The 18,232-nt window shown below is 53.3% G+C and carries 10 protein-coding genes; 3 read left to right on the top strand and 7 right to left on the bottom strand.

All coding sequences use genetic code 11. The features are described from left to right. Positions 1 to 186: 186 nt before the first annotated feature. From ACKGJP_RS14085 to ACKGJP_RS14075, 3 genes are all read right to left on the bottom strand, one after another. Positions 187 to 6,177: an S-layer homology domain-containing protein gene (locus tag ACKGJP_RS14085; RefSeq protein ID WP_409346258.1), complete on the bottom strand. Its 5,991-nt coding sequence runs from the start codon at positions 6,175 to 6,177 to the stop codon at positions 187 to 189. A gap of 1,157 nt (positions 6,178 to 7,334) precedes the next feature. Further along, positions 7,335 to 9,098: a sensor histidine kinase gene (locus ACKGJP_RS14080; protein WP_409346257.1), complete on the bottom strand. Its 1,764-nt coding sequence runs from the start codon at positions 9,096 to 9,098 to the stop codon at positions 7,335 to 7,337. Then, entirely contained in the window at positions 9,095 to 9,808 is a 714-nt protein-coding gene (locus tag ACKGJP_RS14075; protein ID WP_409346256.1) for a response regulator transcription factor, read from the bottom strand. The genes ACKGJP_RS14080 and ACKGJP_RS14075 overlap by 4 nt, the downstream gene beginning before the upstream one ends. 136 nt (positions 9,809 to 9,944) lie before the next feature. On the opposite strand from ACKGJP_RS14075, the gene ACKGJP_RS14070 reads away from it, so the two are divergent. After that, entirely contained in the window at positions 9,945 to 11,150 is a 1,206-nt protein-coding gene (locus ACKGJP_RS14070; protein WP_409346255.1) for a DUF418 domain-containing protein, read from the top strand. Positions 11,151 to 11,504: 354 nt separating this feature from the next. Here the strand turns inward: ACKGJP_RS14070 and ACKGJP_RS14065 are convergent, their stop codons facing one another. After that, a complete protein-coding gene (locus ACKGJP_RS14065) occupies positions 11,505 to 12,458 on the bottom strand; it encodes a carbon-nitrogen hydrolase family protein (RefSeq protein WP_409346254.1) in 954 nt (317 codons plus the stop codon). A 354-nt stretch (positions 12,459 to 12,812) separates the two neighbouring features. Here ACKGJP_RS14065 and ACKGJP_RS14060 point away from each other — a divergent pair, with 354 nt between their 5' ends. Continuing rightward, positions 12,813 to 14,267 (top strand): PLP-dependent aminotransferase family protein, encoded by a 1,455-nt coding sequence (locus tag ACKGJP_RS14060; protein ID WP_409346253.1) that lies wholly within the window; start codon positions 12,813 to 12,815, stop codon positions 14,265 to 14,267. A gap of 69 nt (positions 14,268 to 14,336) precedes the next feature. Here ACKGJP_RS14060 and ACKGJP_RS14055 read toward each other — a convergent pair whose 3' ends face one another. The 3 genes from ACKGJP_RS14055 to ACKGJP_RS14045 all read right to left on the bottom strand — a co-directional run bounded on the left by ACKGJP_RS14055 (position 14,337) and on the right by ACKGJP_RS14045 (position 17,422). Next, a complete protein-coding gene (locus tag ACKGJP_RS14055; RefSeq protein ID WP_409346252.1) occupies positions 14,337 to 14,741 on the bottom strand; it encodes a FixH family protein in 405 nt (134 codons plus the stop codon). 324 nt (positions 14,742 to 15,065) lie between these two features. Next, positions 15,066 to 15,872, bottom strand: a complete 807-nt coding sequence (locus ACKGJP_RS14050; protein WP_409346251.1) for a hypothetical protein — start codon at positions 15,870 to 15,872, stop codon at positions 15,066 to 15,068. 173 nt (positions 15,873 to 16,045) lie between these two features. Further along, a complete protein-coding gene (locus tag ACKGJP_RS14045) occupies positions 16,046 to 17,422 on the bottom strand; it encodes an MFS transporter (protein WP_409346250.1) in 1,377 nt (458 codons plus the stop codon). Positions 17,423 to 17,575: 153 nt separating this feature from the next. Here ACKGJP_RS14045 and ACKGJP_RS14040 point away from each other — a divergent pair, with 153 nt between their 5' ends. Beyond that, positions 17,576 to 17,860, top strand: coding sequence for a hypothetical protein (locus tag ACKGJP_RS14040; protein ID WP_409346249.1), 285 nt, complete (start codon positions 17,576 to 17,578; stop codon positions 17,858 to 17,860). The last annotated feature ends 372 nt before the right edge of the window (positions 17,861 to 18,232 follow it).

The following is an 18,232-nucleotide window of genomic DNA, read 5'->3' as shown; positions in this document are numbered from 1 at the left end:
AGGGTAGCGCGATGTCTGCTGTCCCTTGATTTTGTACTTGTATAATACATGTATACATTATGGCTGTCAACAATCCGGGCAAGACATTCTCGGCTTCCATCGTTCCTTCCTCTTGTCCATAAACCGTCCGGAAGCCCGGGCCTGAAGGCCCGAGCTTCCCCATCAAGTTCCGTTGCAGCGGAAAGATTAATTTCCAGCCCCTCGCACGTACTCAAGTACCCGCCACATCAGCGTCGAGCCTTCCGCACGGGTCACATCGCTACTTGGGTTCAGCCGCATGGCGTCGTCCCCTTCCAGCATGCCGGCCGCAAATAGTGCGGCAGCGGAGGCCGCCGCCCATTCCGGTATGCCGGACGCATCGGTGAATGCGGATAACGGACGAGTGTCCGTTTGTTTCGTATTCATGCCTGCGAACGAAAGCGCACGCTGCAGCACGACGAACGCTTCGGCACGCGTGACGACACCTTCCGGACGGAACGATCCGTCCTCGTAGCCTTCCAGCAGACCTAAGGCTGCGGATTGGGCAACCGCCCCCGCATACCAGTTGCTTGCGGGTACGTCCGTAAACGGAACCGAGGCCATCGCCTCCGGCATCCCGAGCGTACGCAGCAAAGCAGCCGCAAACTCCGCGCGGGTCATGTAACGGTCCGGCGCGAATGCACTTCCCGGTTCCCCCTCCAAAATGAGTCGGGAAGCGAGCGCGTCAATCGAAGCTCTTGCCCAGTGCGAAGAGGCGTCGGCAAACGTCGACTCGTTGCGGATCAGCGCATATACGCTGTTAGTTTTACTGCGAATGACGGCATACGACTCGCCGTCCCTCCGTACGATCCGCGTCGGTACGTGACGCAGCTTTCCGCCCGGCTCCAGGACGACGGCCGTGGTGATCCGATTCGGGTCGGTTGCCGCCGGTATGCGGAGCTCTCTTTCCACATAGTCGGCAAAACGGTCGATGACGGCCGTCCGTCCATCATACTCAGCCGTTATCGTAAACGCCACCGGAAGCGCGATCGGCGTTGCGCCGGATTCCTTGGCTGCGCGCTCCAGCGCTTGAACGATTGGTTCCGTGCCGGTTGCGATTTCAATCCGGATACGGATATTTTCCAGCGGTATCCCCGCTCCAAGTTGCAAAGCTGCTAGCTCCGTGCTGAGCAGTGACATCGGCAGCTTGTAGCCGGCGGATTTCGTTAAGATTTCAAGCACCGCTCCGCTGCCCGCCAGCTTCTTGACCGATTGGCCGTTCAGTTGGCCTATGACCCGATCCGCGTCTTCCTCTACCGGAATGACGATTGCCGGACGATCGCCTGCGGCTTGCAAACTCGCATCGAGTTTAGCCGGATCCAGTTCGACGCGAACGATCTTTCGCCCCTCTCCATCCGTTTCCTTGCTCATCGTCGCAAGATCGCTAAGCCATTTGCCGTTCACGATAACATCGGACTTCGCTCCAGATTCGGGCGACGGCGATGGCGTCGGCTTCGGTGATGGCGTCGGTGACGGCGTCGTCACGGAAGCCTCCTCCCTGTTCACCGTAACCTTATACGCTCGGGTCGTTAAACCGTCCGCTGCCGTCACGATAATGCGGATGTCATTCGCTCCTGTGCTTAGCACAATCGCCGGGGATGCGCTTCCGCCCGTCACGGTTACCCCATTCACTTGGATTGAGGCGCCTGCATCATACGTGATTGCTGTAACCGTAGTGCTTACCTTATCGTTGGCGACAGTAACCGTATAATGAAGCTGATCCGATTGGAAAGCCGGGTTCAGCACGCCGGCGCCGACAGACAAACCGGCTAGTGCCGTATTCGCTTCGGAAACGACTCTAACGGATAGCGAATTGGATTGTACGGTTATCCCGCCAAGCGTTACCGTCGCTGTTAGCTGCGCTTCTCCCGCGCGCTTTGCGGTAAGCTTGCCGCCTTCTGCCGATATCGTCTCGGGATCACTCACGGTATACGTGACAAGCGCCCCTGCCAAATCGCGCGTCGTGCGCTCTTTTTCAAGCAGTCCCTTTATCGAGATATCGGCTTGCTCCCCTGCTTTCAGCTCGGCAGCTGAAGCCGTCAACTCCGCGTCGACCAGCTTCAGAACTAGCTCTGGAATCGCATACCGGTATACATTCGGCCCTTCTGGATTGGCATACAGATAGAAACGGCCGAAATCGTCCTGCGCCACTTTACGGGCTTGTGTAGCCAATACCGTAACCGCCTTCGTCTCGGCATCCACTTTAAAAAATCTCCCGGCAACCGTGGCATATACGTTTCCGTCGGTTCCGGTCGTCATGGAGCCGTCGATCCAGCGTCCGCTGGCGTCGGGGAATTCGTTCTTGCTGTAAACGATTTGCTTGGTCGCCGGATCGAAAATAAACAGCGCTCCGTTCGACAGCCCCCAAATATTGCCGTCCGAGCCGAGATGAAGAGACGTGATCGCCTGCCCGCCGCTGACCGGCACGGTCTCGAATACTTTCTCCCCTCTGGCGACATCCCAAACGAACAGCTTCGCTTCGGTCGCCTTCGGCGTGCCTCCCTGTCCGCCATGAATCGACGTTCCGCCATAAAGCAGGCCGTCCTTATATACGAGCGACAAAATACTCTGATCCGGAACGATGTTCCAATAGATGTCCGGCTCGCTCCTTAGGGCATAGTCGTAAACGGCCAGCGCTCCTCCGAGCAGACTGTTTTTCGGCACCGTACCGACAAAGAGTTTGTTCAGCTCCTCGGCAGCCGCCATGGCGAACGGCCTATCCTGCAAGGTATATCCGGGAATATCCGGATTATAGGTCATGCTGAATATCGGTTTCGGATTCAACTGCTCCGGATTCGTCCTATTCCAAGGTTTATTTAGATCATATTCGTATATTTTCGCATCGGGATAAGCGCCAATAAAGAGCCTGTCGGATGTTGCGGTCATCCCCTCACCCTGGCCTATCCCGTTAAAATAACGGCTCTCGCCGCTGGAAGGCGTAAACTTGCCGAGATTCCCCTGCAGATACCCTGACGTATATATGCTGCCGTCGGGACCTTTCATGATGTCATGGATAATGACAGGCTCCGCAGGCACATTCACATCCGTCACCCGAACGGCGCCGGTCGCCAAATTGTACTTGTACAGCTTTCCTTCGTTTCCGGACAAGCCTACCAAGCTGTAACCGGGAAAACCTTCTTCCTGAAGCTCCACAAACGAATAGGAAATCGCTGCTCCTTCAATTGAAACGTGAAGCGAACGGTATACGTTCGTATTCAGGTCGTATTCGAACAGCTCGCCGCCCAAACCGGCGAAATAGATTTTGTTCGCGACCGGCGACACCGGCGAAACGCCGCGGGATACGTTCGTAAACACTTCCGATTTTTTCCCCGTGTCCCCGTTCGTCATTTCGATCAATTCGCCCGACTGAACGTCAATGACAAAATACTCGTTTGCGTTATTCGCTTCCTTACGGGCAAACAGCTTGCCGCCGGCCAGATTCAAATCGTAGACCGAGATAATATCTTTGAACTTCTCCGGCAGCAGATCGCGCTTCCCTCCTGTAGCCAGATCGTATTCCAGAAGACGCGGCGTATTGCCGACGCCCGCATATATTTTATGCGTCGCTTCGTCATAAACGACGACGCGCGTCCACCTCTCGCCGCTTGCGCTGAACGACATCGTTTCGTAGCTTTTGAACGCGTTCGTCGCCGGATTGTATTCGTAGAGCACCGCCGTCGGGTACGTCGAGCCGTACATGACGCCATTTTTGCCGCTTGCCATCGGATAAAGCACGCTATCCTTGGTCGATAGCGGGTGTCCGAGATTGATCAGCTCGTCGGTTTGCGGAATGTAGCGATACAACAGTCCCTTATTGTAAGCTCCCAAATACACGGAGCCGTCGCTTGCCGTTGTAACCGACCAGGCCCCGGTCGCTTCCGGCATCGGATAGCTTTTGCTAACCTTTTCCGTCGCAATGTCGATGATCGTAAACATGGCGGGTGCGCCCACCGATACCGAGTAGACGACATCCCGGCCTTGGCCGTCTTTGCCGTAAGCGCCGCGCATCAACGTCGCCTTTTGAATCTGCACGCCTAAATCTTCGCCGATTAGAGCGATGGAATTGTCGGGTACGGGCACTTCCTTCACCTCATGATCGCCCCGCAGGATGCGAACGTCGTCAACGTAATATTCATACGTCTTGTTATGGCTTCCCGCGTACATGACGGCGGCAAACCGGGCCTCCTCCGGAACGGTAAATTTGACGTATTGGTCAAACCAAGTATCTGTCGGGGAAGAAACGATACTCCAATTTTGCTTGCCGATATACGCTTTATTAGCATCGAAGAAACGAACGTACATCCCCGACGAGCCCGTTTGAATGTAGGTTTTGGATAGCGCGGTATATACGTCTCCTGGCTCGACCGGGATCGGATCGCTCACGACATTGAGATAGCTGCCCGGCGTATTGACGAGCTTCAGGCTGTTGTCCCCGCTGAATGCGCGTGCGTTCGTGATCGAGAAACTGGAAGCGTCGCTGGGGGCGAATTTTTGCCATCCCGGCACCGCGGAATCGATTTGCGGATTTTCCATCCCTTCATTAGAAAGCGTTTTCAATATACTTACATCGTCGAGATAGTACCGGTAATCCTTTTTATTTCCCGAAATAAGAGATACCTTCAGCTTTTTGCCGCCCGGCTGCACGGTGAATTTCGTCTCGATATAGGTCCATTTTTGCTCTGGCACCTTCGGAGACAGTGCGGATAAATAAGCGTGAAAATCTTTGGCTTCCTGGCTCTTCACAAGCTTGCCGTCGGTATCGTAAACATAAACGTAAAGCCCTTCGAGGTTGCCTCCGTCCAAATATAGTTGCGCGGAAAGGCGATAAGTCGCCCCTTCTTCGACTTCGATCGTTTCGCTTTCCATATTGATGCCGCTGCCTGTCGTTTTCGTATTTTGCACGAGCAAGCTTTGGCTTCCGGAAACAGCCCGATCGGCGCTTGGCGCCGCCAAGCCGGCATTTACTTTCCATCCGGGAATAGCCCCTCCGTTAAGAGGCTGCTCGAAGCTGGCATTGACCAAGAAACGCTTCCCGGCCGGTGTCGGACTTGGGCTTGGCGTAGGTTCAGGTCCCGGACTCGCTTCGGCTTCCGGTATGATTTCCTCTAATCGAATGTCGTCCCAATTGCTGACACCCGCTTTACTTTTGCCGCTAGCCATCACGATTGATGCCGTTGCGGCATTCGCAGGAGCTTGCCCTTGAAAGGCTATCGTTTGCCAGGCGCCGACGGGGCCGCCCGTATAGTTCGGATCGTTTACGACAGTCGCATTAGGAAGGAGTGCGCCGGACTGGTCGTAATACCGGATTTGAAGCTGAACATTGCCGCTCTTAATGTTCACTGCGGCTGAAACCTGATGTTGTCGTCCTCCATATACGGCCATTTGGACGCTTTCGGCAGCGAAACCGCTCGTCGTGTCTTTATCGTCGATCTTCATGCTGCCGGTCCCTGAAGCTGCGTAGGTGTCTAGCGTTACCGAACCGTTCTTGCCGGCGCCTATAATCTGTGTCCAGCCGGGTATGGCAGAGCCCGATTGAGGGTCCTCGAAGCCCGGATTGGCTACCGGCAGTACGCGGCTCAGCTTAATATCGTCTACATACATCGTTCCTTTGGTGCTTTTGCCGGTAGCTAAAACTACCGTTAGAAAAGCAGCGCCAGCCGGAGCGCCGGCCTGGACGGAAAGCGATTGCCAAACATTTTTTGGCACTGAAGTAAAATTCGGATCATGGGGGATGACCGGACCCACTAATTGGGTTCCCGCTGCATTATAGTAGCGGATTTGAAGCTGAGCGGCGCCGCCGGTTATGTACCAGCTCGACTCCACTTTATACACCTCGCCTGCCGAAACCGGAACCTTCCGGCTTTCAACCGCGAAGTTGTTGACGGTATCCTGATCGACGAGCTTAAGACTTTGAGCCCCGCCGTGATAAACAGCGGATTCCACCGTATAGCTGACGTCCTTGCCTTGACCGAGCAGCAGCGACCATCCCGGTACATTTCCTGGCGTTCCCGCCGCCTCGAAACCCGGATTTTCTAACCCTCCGCCAGCAGCCTGCGATCCCGCATCCGCTGCATAACCGGTTGGAACTTGCCCTAATGACATAAGCAGCATGCTCAGACATAACCATAAGACGAGAGCACTTCTCTTGCGCTTCAACATATTTTCCCTCCTGTATGCTACATATAAATCTTAGCGAACTTCCCCAACACCAATCGTTTTCTCTGGAGATGATTGACTTAGCCTCCTTTCGATCCTAATGGAACATGTAAACGCTTCAGTTAAAAGATACCTGTATTTAACATGTATTTTAACATAGCGATAGAAATTAATACAGGTATTTTGCATGTCTATATATAAAGATTTCGATCCCGCCTAAATCATCTTCTCCGCAAAGGGAGGCACCCCCGAAGACGCCGCCCTCCGGCAAGTGTCTACCGGGCAAATGCGTGCTAACGTTCGCGGCAAAGGGAACCGCCCTTTTTGGTTCCCGGTTTGCGTGCCGGGCACCCGGTTAACGCCGAACAAGGCGACGTCGTCCAGGACGGCGAGTATATGCCGAAGGAGCAGCTCTAGCGGGAGGGTAACTTGTAACAGAAAAGAGCTGTCCTCAACGTCATGCAACTGACGGAGGATAGCTCTACGTTTGATGCCTTGATTTATCGCATTCGGATAACAGCGTATAGAGGCGAAAGGCATAAGGAGAAAGAAATGACTCCTGCTTCCTACACAATTTTCCTCAGCTACAGCTCTCCGGAATTAGGGGGCTAGCGGCCGATCCCGCCGTTCATACGTTCACCAACTATGAGTATAGCTTCCCTATTTCCGTACTAAGTCACACATTGAGAAAGTTACTGAACCTAAGTTCAATAATAATGAACCTAAATTCACTATTGCTTTCCCGAATCGGCTTTTTCACGGTTAGTGAACCGGGGGGGACTATGACCGGGAAGTTCACTAATAGTGAATCCAGCTTCACTATGTCCCCGCCAAGGCTCTTTTCCAAGAAATATATTGAACTTAGGTTCACTAATAATGAACCTGGGTTTACAATCGGGTAAAAGCCCCTATTGGGGCAGCCCACCCGCTAAGCGACGTACCCTCAGACTCCCGAACGTGGAGGACACCGTCCTCCACCTCCCAAGTCAACGAACAACTAGGCTCCCGTGACGATCAGACTTATCTACATCCGTAAATAGCTCCTGTCCTTCGTTCGCCAATAAGGTAAACACCGTCATGCGCGAATCGTAGCATGAAGCCAGCCTCTGCCTGCACAGATTATCCAGACATCATTCACGAAAAGCCTGCGCTTTGCGCCGCTACTGCTTCTCCGGGCCCGCTCCCTCCAACAGCCGGGGAAAGCGCAAAACAATTTTCGTGCCGGAACCTTCGCGTGATTCCACCCGAATGACGCCCTGATGAGCGACGGCGATCGCTTTCGCAATGCTCATGCCGAGACCGGCGCCGTCGGAGCCGTCCTCCGTATTCGTGCCCCGGTAGTAACGTTCGAATAAGTTGCGCTTCGTTTCTTCGTCCATGCCGATCCCATTGTCTTCTACGACGATAATCGCTTCGCCCGCTTCCGCCTCCGTTCGAACGACGATTTGCGTCCCCGCGGGATTATGCTTGATCGCATTCGAAATGAGGTTGTCCAGCATCCGCCGGAACCATTTGGCATTCGCTTTTATGAACAAGTCGTTTACGTGCTCTTCGAAAAGAAACGCAACGTGCTGGATCGTAGCGTCATTCACATATCGCAGAACGGCGCGGCGGACAAGCTCGTTCAGCTCGAAGTCTTCCCGCTGCATGTGGTCGGCATTGTTTTTCAATTGAAACGTCAAGGAGAAATCTTGAAGAAGCTCCAGCATATAATCGCCTTTCCCCCTGATCATCCTCCCCATCTCCTTCAGCTCGCCCTCCGAAAAGGAAAACTGACCGCTTTCCAGCAGATGTCCATAGCCTTGTATCGTCGCTAACGGCGTTCGGAGATCGTGGGAAATGCCGGTCATCCATTCTTCTCTCGTCTTCTCCAGACGGACGCGCTCCTTCTCCGATGCTTCCAGCTTGGCCGCCATGTCATAAAATCCGGCAATCACTTCCTTGTATAGCCGGTAGCGCACGCGGATTTTACCGTTCTTGCGAAACACTTTTTTCCTGTCCCTTTCCGTCAGCGCTTCATGGTAATGCCCCTTCCCCATCCGTTCGAACCAATCGGTAAAGAGCAGTAAAGGCTGGCCGTACCGGTAGCCGTGCCAAATCGCAAAAGCAAGCGTCAATACGAGCACCAAACCGCCCATATAGATAAGAGTTAAAATCACTTCATGCAGGATCGGCTGCCGGACAACGCCGCGGCTTTCTTTGACCGTATGCAAAATCCAAGCGCTGCCGGTCGAGCCGTCATAATAGAAAGAAATATCGGACCCGTGAAGAGCCGGTTCCGCACTCATCGAAATCAGCTCGAGCGGCCGGTAGGAATCACGGCGCTGTTCAGAGGTTCCTATCGTCTGCAAGATGTTTCCGTCCGGAGCGACAATTTCCACATATTGTCCGGAGCTCCCCAGCTGCCTTTCCAGCTCATGAATCGATTCGGACCGTACCCTCCCGTTTTCTCCGAAATCCCGAACCCATTCGCGCAGGCGATCTTCTCCCGAGTCCTCCGTGCCAAGCATAAAAAAGAGGGGCTTCTCCGTAGTGTCCAGCTCCGTCATGAGCCGGTAACCTCCGAACCGGCCGGTTTCCCGGATTTGCAGCAGCTCCGCCGCTCCATAGGAAGCTTGCAATCCGTCGGGCGCATTCGACGAATAGATGACCTTGCCTTGGGCATCGACGATTTGCAGCCAATAATCCGCTTCCGTAAGCTGATTTACCCATCTCGAGGGAACTTTGATGTGATCTCCATCGAGAACCGTTTCCGTCGCAATGTTGGATACCGCCCCGTAAGGAAACGTTTTTTTCAAATCTTGATTGACGAGGTATTGAAGAAGCAGTAGAAGGGCGGCAAGCATGGAGACCGCGACAAACACCCACAGGAAAAAAAACTGAACCGTAAAATGAATCGCGATTCTTCTCTTGATCCGGCTCATGCCTCTTTCTCCTTCATCAGCTTGTATCCGAGGCCGCGGACGGTGACCAAATATTTCGGCTCGCCCGGATCGGGTTCGATGCGTTCGCGAATTTTGCGGACATGCACCATAACCGTGTTGTCGTCGCCGACTCCGTCTATGCCCCACACGGCTTCATACAGCTGAGATTTCGAGAAGACCATGTTCGGATGCTTGCACAAATAGAGCAGCAATTGGTAAGCCTGCGCGGGACACGCAACCGGGTTCCCTTCGACCAGGAGCTCCCCCGCATGTTCATCTACCGTAAAACGTCCGAAATCGTATCGGCTTCGAGTATCCTCCGCTCTAGGCGAAAGTATCGAGGCACCTCTGCGCAGCCTCGCTTTGATTCTTGCCGCGATTTCGAGCGGGTTGAAAGGCTTTGTTACGTAGTCGTCCCCGCCGGTCGCGAAGCCCGTGAGCACGTCCAGGTCCGAAGCCCTCGCCGTTACATAAATAAGATGCGCGTCGGACAACTCGCGGATTTTCGGGCCCAGCTCGAACCCGGTTTGATCAGGCAGCATCACATCCAGCAGAATGATATCCGCACCATGCTTGCTTAGCAGCCGCAGCGCTTCCTGCGCCGTACCTGCCATATAAATATGGCGAAAGCCTTCTTTGCGCAATACAAGATCAAGCATTTGCAAGATGGATGCTTCGTCGTCGATCAGCAATAGTTTGGCGTTGTACATGTAATCCCTCCAAACGCATTGTACCAAACCTTCCTTAATTCCAGCTAAACAAACGGAGAAGGCGTTAAGGAAACGATAAGCTGCCCATTAGAAACCCTTCAACTTGCGCTGCTACAATCAAGCCGAGGTGATAAGAATGGACGAACGACATAACCGAAGCAGAATGATCGACGGTTTGCGGGGATTCAGCTTGCTGGGCATTTTGATGGCGAACATGCTTATTTTCCAATATGGCATATGGGGAAAAGACGAATTGGAGCTTTACTCGCCCACCCTTACCGATACCTTCGTTCACAAGCTCGTAAAGGTTTTGATCGAGGGCAGCTTTATGCCAATCTTCACGTTTATGTTCGGCTACGGCATGATGAAGATGAAGGAAAGCCTAGAGTCGAAGGGGTTGAAGCCGAAACGCTATTTGTCCCGCCGCTTTCTGCTGCTGCTCGCGATAGGCTTGCTGCATTCGCACTTTCTATGGGAAGGGGACATACTGGGCTTTTACGGCATGATGGGCTTCTTCCTGCTGCTGTTCGTAAACCGGAAACCGAAAACGCTGCTCGTTTGGGGGACTTTGCTGCTCTGCTTGTTCGGTCTGCTCGGGCTTGCTCCGGAAGACGCTGCGGATCCGGCTTCAATTGAAGCGCAAGCTCGTATGGAAGCGTACGTGAAACAGACGATATCCGTATACGGCACGGGCACCTACGAGGAAATTATGCACCACAGAGAATCCGAGGATCCTCTTGGTGAGGATAGCATTCTGATTGTAGCCGTTCTGCTGATCGCGCCATTTATGACCGCTCCGCTGTTTCTATTCGGCATGTACGCTGCGAGGAAGCGATGGTTCGACCAGTTGGAGAACGAACGCACATCCTATCTGGTCAAAATGCTGCTCTTCCTGCCGGCAGGTATCGTGCTGAAAACGCTGAAGCATCTGTTTCCGGGCTATTGGTGGAGCGGCGCGGGCGAGCTGCTCGGAGGAAACCTGCTTGCGCTCGGCTATATTTTCGCTTTTGCCTGGCTTTGCTCGAGAGTAAAATCAACGGTTTGGCTTCCCCGGTTCGAAGCCGTCGGCAAGCTGTCCTTGACGAATTACCTGATACAGTCCGTTATCTGTACGACCCTCTTCTACGGCTACGGATTTGGCTGGTTCGGGAAACTCGGCGTACTCGCGGGCTGCGGAGCGGCGCTTGCCGTCTACGTCATTCAGCTTCTTGCAAGTCCTCTGTATTTGACGCGCTTTCGTTCGGGCCCATTGGAACGTCTTCTGCGAATGTGGACTTACTTCTCCTTCACAGGTAAGCCCAAGCGGCCTAAGATGCCGGTTGCTGCGGAATTGGAGGGTTGATTCCGTAACCAATTGGATGGTGACCCCCCTGCAACCTCGCCGTAGTATGGTTACTAGAAACATCTTTAATCATGACATCTCGACTGGCCGGTTCCGCACGTTTAGGGCTGGACATTCATTTAGGGGGGATGACAAATGTCGTGGGGCATGGCTTTATTTCTGGGGCTATTCGTATCAGCCATTATATTGGTAATTACCATCTGGGTTACGAATAAAGCTTATTCCCGCAAATGGGAAGATAGCGAAAAATAACGCAGTTGCGGCTCTTTCTTCTTGACGAACAATCATGAACGCCGTCCCGTCCAACCTAGCCGCATGGCTGTGTAACGGATAGGACGGCGTTCGTTTGCGTCTTCAGTCTTTCCTATACCTGACGATATCCTGCTTCTGCCGGTTTACCGTTAATTGAAAGACGTCCGGACGGCTGTAATGGCCGACGACATCGAAATCGAAACGGCTTTGCGCCACCGCCGTCATGTTCAAATCGGCGATCAGCATGCCTTCCCGGTCGTACAGCGGCTCCGCGACGTATTCCCCTAGCGGACCGACGATCGCGCTTCCGCCTCTGGACAGGATTTCCTGCTCTCCGCTTATTTCCTCATAGCAAGCCAAATCGGCCGGATAGGATGCTTTCGTCGCATATTGGTTACAGGATACGACGAAGCATCGGCCTTCGCAAGCAATATGACGCAATGTCGACTGCCATGTGTCGCGGGCATCGGCCGTCGGCGTAATCAAAATATCGATTCCTTGAGCGTACATGGCCGTACGGGCTAAAGGCATGTAATTTTCCCAGCAGATCAGTCCGCCGATCCGGCCGAAAGGCGTATCGATCACCGTAAGCGTACTCCCGTCCCCCTGTCCCCACAAGAGGCGTTCGGCGCCCGTCGGCACCAGCTTACGATGCTTTCCGAGGACGCTGCCGTCCGGACCGATGTAAAGAATCGAATTGTACAAGGTGCTTCTGCTGAAATCGCGATCCCGCTCGACGGCGCCGATCACCAAATAAACGCCCGCCTCCTTGGCCATTTCGCCGAGCAATTCGGTATCCTCGCCTGGAATGTCGATAGCGCTTTTCCAATAGCTTTCCCAGTCTTTGCGACCGCTATAATGCCGGCTGCCGACACGCGTACCGAATGTCATGCCCCTTGGGTACCCGGATAGGAATACTTCCGGAAAAACGACCAGCTGCGCTCCTTGAGCGGCAGCTTCCTTCGTGTAAGCGGCGATTATAGCAAGTGCCGACGATTTATCAAAAAGAACCGGTGCGGCTTGAACGACCGCAACGCGCAATTGATCTTTACTCATGCTTTTCATCCCCTCCAAATAGGAAAATGTAACGAAATACCAAGCTTATGGCTATGATAAAAAAAAAAGCGGCAAAACAAACCATCCAAAATCCAAAAAATATTCCCATCCATTCGGATTTGATTACATACCGGAACGATTGCCAAGGATAAACAGCTTCGCCGTCCTTTTAGGAACAAGCGTTTACCGAGATTTAGAGCGACTTCCACGTTATACTTTCTGATAAATGAACAAAACCTAAGAGGTGTAAGTTTCCTGGTAGGGTGGTTTCCGTCATGCGCTGCATGTAAAATGAAGGGTAACCGGTCGATCACCCGGCACGAAAGCTATCCTTTTAAGCAAGGTCGTGAAATCATGTGGAAACCCGATCGTTCAAGCGCACAGCCTCTATATATGCAAATTGCCGACGATATCGAACGGAGAATTTCGCACGGGGAATATCCTCCGGGCAGCCTGCTGCCATCCGAACGTAAATTGGCCGAGCAGTTGAATGTGAATCGAAGCACCGTCATTCTTGCCTACGAGGAGCTTCGTTCGCACGGTATCATCGAAAGCCGGTCGGGCAGCGGCACAAGGGTTAGCAAATTCAAATGGGGAGCTACGCCGAAGCATACGCCGAACTGGCATCGCTATGTGGAGGGCGGCACGTTTTTGCCAAATTTGTCTTTTTTGCGGCGTATCCGTGAAGTGCTTCAGAAAGACGCTACACTGATCGATTTCGCCAGCGGCGAGCTGGCCTCGGATCTGTCCCCGAGCGAAGAAATCGGGATGATGATGAAAGAACATAACTTTACGGAATATTTGGGGTACGATAATCCGCAAGGCATCCTTCCTCTGCGGCAAGCGCTCGTCTCGTATCTTCATCAATACCGCCAAATCCGGACAACGGAATCGTCGATTCTAATCACTTCCGGTTCCCAGCAGTCGTTGTATTTGATAACGCAGTGTTTGCTCGTTCCGGGAGATGCCGTCGCCATCGAGGATCCTTCCTACTGCTACTCTCTGCCCATGTTTCAATCCGCCGGACTTCGGCTGTTTCGTCTTCCCGTCGATTCGAAGGGCATTCAACCTGAGGATATTCGTCCGCTGTTTAAGAAGCACCGCATTAAAATGCTGTTCATCAATCCCAATTTCCAAAATCCGATGGGCGTCGTTCTTGATCCCGAGCGCCGCATTCGGCTGCTGGAAGCGGCAAGCGAAATGGGCCTTCCGATCGTCGAAGACGATCCTTTCAGCCTGACCTCCTATAACGGCAACCCGCCGCCGCCGCTTAAATCCATCGACCGGCTCGGCACCGTGGTGTACATCGGCTCCTTCTCCAAAATTGCGGCATCCGGTTTGCGCGTGGGCTGGATGGTCGCCCCTCAATCGGTCGTCAGCCGGCTCGCCGATGCCAGGCAGCAGATGGACTTCGGACTTAGCTCCGTTCCGCAAAGAATCGCCGCCGAGTTTTTGAATTCGCGTTATTTCCAGCCTCATTTGGAGCGGCTGCGCATGCGGCTGCTCTTTAAGCGCGATCTGATTATGGAGGCGCTTGAGAGAGAACTGCCGGGTCAAGTCAGCTTCTTGACCCCCGAAGGCGGACTGCATCTTTGGTGCAAAATCATTCCCGGCGTGAATGACGAAAAACTGCTGGAGGAAGCGATCCGGCGGGGGATCGTTTTTGTTCCCGGCAGCGTTTACGGCTCCGATAGCGGCTATGTGCGCTTCACTTTCGCAAGAGCAAAAGCCGAAGAGATCGCTCCCGGCATCGCCAAATTCGCCGAGGCGCTGCGGGCCGTTCTAAGCGATGAAAAGCAAAAAGCATGAGGGCATTGCAACTGGCAAGCGCCTCATGCTTCTTATAGAATCGGTACCGCTTTCTTTCGAAGATCGCAGCTATTTCGCCGGAACGTTCCCGACGACCAGCTCCTTTTGAGGCTTTACCTGTGCGTCTCCTGCCGTAACATGAGCGATCACCTGATAATTTCCGTCATTAGGAAACATTTTTTTGATTCGGTAAACCCCGTTCTGCCAATGCGTCGCAACGATCTGCTCATGCTTCTGCTGGTCTTCTTTCCATATTTCGAACTTGACCTCGCGCGCGTCCTGGACGGGCGCATTTCCCTGTGTTACATGCGCTTCGATAAGGGTGGCGCGTTCCGATTGGATGGGGTTCTGAACCGTTCGGATCTCGACTTGAACCTCTTCCGAAGCGCTCGGCTTGTCCGATCCGTTCGTACAAGCCGCCAGCGGCAGCATGCAGAATACGGCAATCAACATATAGATACGTTTCGTTATCATCTTGTCATGACCTCCGATTATTTTTATGATGGACGGACGACCGAAACTGGTTATGGCTGCTTAAGCAACTCTAACTTTACCGGGGAAACGCTGAAGTGTCACCATCCGCTGAGCAATTCGTGAAGCGGGCCATTCCCAATAAAATGAAATTCTCAAGCTAAGGCTCTTGAAGCAACGAACCGGGAAAGGGAACTAGCATCCGCTATCGCACACACAAAAACCTCCAAAACCACTCTACGATACGGTGGCCTTGGAGGTTTCTTCCGTTCTTATTCAAATGGAAATCCTTTTCACGGCGTAGCGGTCGTATCGATTCGATACGCTTTAGGCACCCGTCATGACGCTTTCTTTGGACACCAGCATGAGAATGTCGTACATGCTCTTGCTTCGCGTAAACGGCGTCAACAGCCAATCATTCGAGAAGCTGCCCTCCAGCGGATAGTTAAAAATCGATTTCAAGCCGTTGCCGTATCGAAGCACGACTCTGGAAGAGCTGTTTAGAAACGGCTTCCACTCTGCCAGGACTTCGGATTTGTGCGGAACGAGAGAGGCTACGATGCAATGCGTTGCTTCTTTCAGAAATGCCGTCTCCCGGAACGGCGTTTCTGAATAATGAATCTTCGTATGGAGCCCGGCGGCTTCTATGACTCTGCTTCCCAGTAAAACCGCTTCGGCGTCGATGTCCGCACAAAGCACCTCGGCGTCCGTTTCTTTCGCAATGGTCATGGCCGATAAAGGGAAGGCGCCCGCTCCGATAAACAGCACCTTCGACGTGCGGCCGATTTTCACGCTCCGCAGCTCCTCCTTCGCGGAATCCGAGAGAATGCTCGTGTACGCGCTGATATTCACCTTCCGGTCATATGTACGGGCAGCCTGAGCCTTCTCGAGCTCGCTAAGCGCATGGACGGCCGTCCCCCTTAACTCCGCGCAGCAAGCGGCAATGTCGGCATGACTCCCCCACTGACGCCACAGCCTCTCGTTATCCTCGGCGAGCATAAACCGGCAAAGCTCATCCAATCGGTTCGATAGCCGCTCGCAGCTTGAGGTATGATCTTTGGCGAGCGGAGCCAACTCCCCGATTTCGTCTATAAAAGCTCTTAATGAAAACAAAAATGCGGATTTGCTCCCCATGTGCATCCCTCCGTTTCATCGGACATTCCGAAGCCGTCCGGTTAATCTGGACCTGTTATGTATATTCGCATGCGTTGGAGAGCATTCGATCAATATAGGCGTTCGGCATCGGAATAAACAAAAACAGGGCCTGCCCGGTGCAGAACCCTGTTTATAGCGAGTAGAGGCTGCCTTCACTCCCCTTGTGAAGCAAGAGCCCGCTGCTTTTGGGGCAGCCGCAAGGTCAGAAGCAGGATCACAACGCCGATGGCCGCACAAACCCATGCCATGCTATGGAGATGCGCCGTCGTGATATTCCGGCCGAACAGCATCGTGAGCAAGCTGGACGATAAGATCGTCCCGAAAAAGCGGGAGGTCATGAATAAGCCGGACGCCAGGCCGGTCTCTTCCTTGGCGACGTAATCGTACAAGGCCGTCTGCATCCCCAAATTGTTGAACCCGTAGCTGATGCCGGATACCGAGAGGATGAGAAATAGGACGGCCGCGCTCGTCTGTCCCTGGATGAGGAGAAGCAGCAGCGTTCCGCCAACGACGGTCGTCGTGCCAAGCAGCAAAGCCGGTTTAGGACCGCTCCGGTCGATCCAGCGGCTGGCAAGCGGCGTAATGACGACGCTGAAGCCTGCGATCGAAAGCATAACGATGCCGGTCTGCTCGGCATTCATTTGACTCACCTGCTGCAAATAAGACGGCATGCCGAACATGATCGAATAGAAGACCAGATTCATCAGAATGAACTGCAAATAGATCAGCGTCACATTCCCATTTTTGCGCAAAAAAGCGACGTCGATGAACGGTTTGGTTTTCCCGAGCTCGTACCGGTACAGCCAAACGGACAAAATGGCGGCGGCCGCCAGCTCCCACAGACTGATGCCGTTCTTCAGGGAAAGCAAAAACAGCAGCCACATAAAGATCGCCGCGGAGAACAAAACGACGCCCGTCCAATCCATGTCCTTCAAGCTTCCGCTTCGTTTCGGATCGCGCGGGAATACTCGCCAGGCCAATAGAAAGGAACCGGCGATGAACGGGAAGTTGAACAAAAAAATAAGCGGCCAATCCCCGTAATGAAGCAGAAACCCGCCGAGCGTAGGACCGAATGCGGCCGAGGTGCTGGAGAAGACCGATAAAATGCCGAGCGCCCTCGCCTGGTTGGAGGTGATTTGACTGCGGATCATCCCCATGCCGGCCGGGAACAGCGCCGAGCTCCCGATCGCCTGTATCATCCGGAATCCGATCAGCCAGCCGAAGCTTGGCGATAAGGGAGCAAGGCAAGAAGCAAGCGTAACCAGAACGAGTCCCAGCATAAACACTCTTTTGCGGCCGAACAAGTCGCTCCATTTGCCCATGACCGGCTGGCCGATGGCGCTGGCGAGGTAATACGTCGAGATAAGCCAAGATACATCGGCGAAAGTTAGCTGAAAATCCTCTTGCAGCCGGGTTAACGCTACGGAAATCATGGTCGTATTAAGCGGATTGAGCAGCGTACCGAGCGCAACGGCGGTAATGAGCAGCAGCTCCGTCCGTTTGATTCGGCGTGCGGATTGTGTCGTCACATGATTTCACCTCGGGTCATTGTTCTATCTTCTAATCCCGGTTCACACAGAATGAATAAGATCCGGTAGGCCATCATCCATTTTTATAACGAACGGTATCCTCTTGTGCCAGCGGCGAATACGCTATTAAAGTTTGTACTAGGAGGACGCCGTATGAAAATCTGGAAGCCGGTTGTCAGCGGACACCTGAAATCGAAGCCTTATTATGCGCCCCTCATCCCCATCCGTAAAACCGCAGTAGAGGGAAAGCAAGCCGAACATATGGGCACGGTCGCAGGGCATGACATCCGAGACGCCGGCATCAAAAAAACGCCAAAAACCCAGGTCAAGTTACGCGCTAGGCCAACCGTCGATACCGGCTTGGACGGCGATAAGCTCCACACCTCCTATGACGAATGGAGCGGGATCGATTGGAGTTTGGGCATGCAAGACGACTAGCGCCTCCAAAGCATAATGAAGCGAGCCCCCGCTCAAGGCTCGCCTCTTCGCATTTTCTGCGGCATCATTTTGAAAAAGACAAGCAGCAGAAGAGCCGGAATCACGATTAGATTTACATGATTTCCTGAAGCAATCAAACAAATTTTACCACAAGCTGACGAAATGAACTATAAAAGAGGCGATTTCTGTAGGTGCTATGCGGCAAACTGTCCTGCTGCCGCTTCTTGCTTCTCCCCGCAGTTAAAGCCCCGAAATCGATGAAGTCATGAATTCGGACATAAAAGTAATGAAAACGGCATTTCTTCAAGCACCGCCAAACCGCTATAATAAAAATGTCGCAATCTTCTCCATTGTTTAGAAAGCGCTTACAAA

The organism is Paenibacillus litoralis, from assembly GCF_046244365.1.
Lineage (GTDB): Bacteria > Bacillota > Bacilli > Paenibacillales > NBRC-103111 > Paenibacillus_V.
This window is presented reverse-complemented; position numbering and strand designations above follow the sequence as displayed.

What these genes read in the sequence shown, in the direction of transcription:
- ACKGJP_RS14050 (WP_409346251.1), bottom strand. Translation starts at nt 15,872, where the DNA reads ATGGGGAGCAAATCCGCATTTTTGTTTTCATTAAGAGCTTTTATAGAC.
- ACKGJP_RS14080 (WP_409346257.1), bottom strand. Translation starts at nt 9,098, where the DNA reads ATGAGCCGGATCAAGAGAAGAATCGCGATTCATTTTACGGTTCAGTTT.
- ACKGJP_RS14085 (WP_409346258.1), bottom strand. Translation starts at nt 6,177, where the DNA reads ATGTTGAAGCGCAAGAGAAGTGCTCTCGTCTTATGGTTATGTCTGAGC.
- ACKGJP_RS14060 (WP_409346253.1), top strand. Translation starts at nt 12,813, where the DNA reads ATGTGGAAACCCGATCGTTCAAGCGCACAGCCTCTATATATGCAAATT.
- ACKGJP_RS14065 (WP_409346254.1), bottom strand. Translation starts at nt 12,458, where the DNA reads ATGAGTAAAGATCAATTGCGCGTTGCGGTCGTTCAAGCCGCACCGGTT.
- ACKGJP_RS14040 (WP_409346249.1), top strand. Translation starts at nt 17,576, where the DNA reads ATGAAAATCTGGAAGCCGGTTGTCAGCGGACACCTGAAATCGAAGCCT.
- ACKGJP_RS14055 (WP_409346252.1), bottom strand. Translation starts at nt 14,741, where the DNA reads ATGATAACGAAACGTATCTATATGTTGATTGCCGTATTCTGCATGCTG.
- ACKGJP_RS14070 (WP_409346255.1), top strand. Translation starts at nt 9,945, where the DNA reads ATGGACGAACGACATAACCGAAGCAGAATGATCGACGGTTTGCGGGGA.
- ACKGJP_RS14075 (WP_409346256.1), bottom strand. Translation starts at nt 9,808, where the DNA reads ATGTACAACGCCAAACTATTGCTGATCGACGACGAAGCATCCATCTTG.